The organism is Anaerobiospirillum sp. NML120449, from assembly GCF_023051105.1.
Taxonomy (GTDB): domain Bacteria; phylum Pseudomonadota; class Gammaproteobacteria; order Enterobacterales; family Succinivibrionaceae; genus Anaerobiospirillum.
In genome coordinates this window covers 1-1,317 of the sequence record NZ_JALKIL010000106.1, presented here as the reverse complement: position 1 = coordinate 1,317, position 1,317 = coordinate 1, and the positions used below count along the sequence as shown (strand labels likewise).

General features: G+C 54.9%; 1 protein-coding gene. It reads left to right on the top strand.

The window, feature by feature from the left end:
* Positions 1–1,316 (top strand): L-fucose isomerase (fucI, locus tag MXE41_RS12965; protein ID WP_247100890.1); only part of this gene is annotated, 1,316 nt, incomplete at its 5' end.
* Position 1,317 lies beyond the last annotated feature (1 nt).

Here is a 1,317-nt window from a genome sequence, read left to right as displayed (position 1 = left end):
AGGAAAAGATTCTGCGCTTTGGCCGCGCCGCCATTGCTGCCGCTCAGATGCGCGGCAAGAGCTACCTGCAGATTGGTTCTATCTGCATGGGTATTGCCGGCTCCATCATCGACTCCAACTTCATCGAAGAGTACCTGGGCATGCGCGTTGAGTCCGTAGACGAGGTAGAAATTATCCGTCGTATGGAAAACAACATCTACGACCCTGCCGAGTACGAGAAGGCTCTTGCCTGGACCAAACAGTACTGCAAGGAAGGCTTTGACAAGAACCCTGAGTCCATGCAGAACAGCCGTGAAGTCAAGGACGAGCAGTGGGAATTTGTGGTCAAGATGATGGTTATCATCAAGGACCTCATCAAGGGCAACAAGAATCTGCCAGCCGGCTGTGAAGAAGAAGCTCTGGGTCACAACGCCATTGCTGCAGGCTTCCAGGGCCAGCGTCAGTGGACTGATTTCTATCCAAATGCCGACTTTGCCGAAGCCCTGCTCAACTCCAGCTTTGACTGGAACGGCAAGCGCGAGCCAATCGTTCTGGCCACTGAAAACGACGTTTTAAACGGCTTTGGCATGCTCTTTGGCAAGCTGCTGACCAACCGTGCCACCATGTTCTCTGACGTTCGTACCTACTGGTCCGGCGACGCTGTCAAGCGTGTAACCGGCTACGAGCTTCAGGGCCATGCAAAGGACTGCGACGGCTTCCTGCACTTAATCAACTCCGGCGCTTCTGCTCTGGACTTCTCCTGTCAGGCACGCTGCTGCGGCGGCAATCGTACCATCAAGCCATGGTATGAGATGACTGACGAGGACATCAAGAACTGCCTTGATGCTACCACCTGGAACGCAGCTGACCTTGGCTACTTCCGTGGCGGCGGTTACTCCTCACGCTTCCTGACCGATGCTGAGGTTCCAATGACCATGGTACGTTTAAACCTGGTCAAGGGTCTGGGCCCTGTCCTGCAGATTGCCGAAGGCTGGTCTGTTGAGCTGCCTCAGGAAGTAACCGAGAAGCTGTGGAAGCGTACTGACTACACCTGGCCATGCACCTGGTTTGCTCCACGCTGCGACGGCAAGTCCTCCATGTTCAAGACCGCCTATGATGTAATGAACAACTGGGGCGCCAACCACGGCGCTATTGCCTACGGTCACATTGGTGCTGACCTCATTACTCTGGCCTCCATCCTGCGCATCCCTGTATGCGGCCACAACGTTCCAGAGGACAAGATTTTCCGTCCATCTGCATGGAATGCTTTCGGCATGGACAAGGAAGGTCAGGACTTCCGCGCCTGCAAGAACTACGGCCCACTCTACAAGCTCTAAG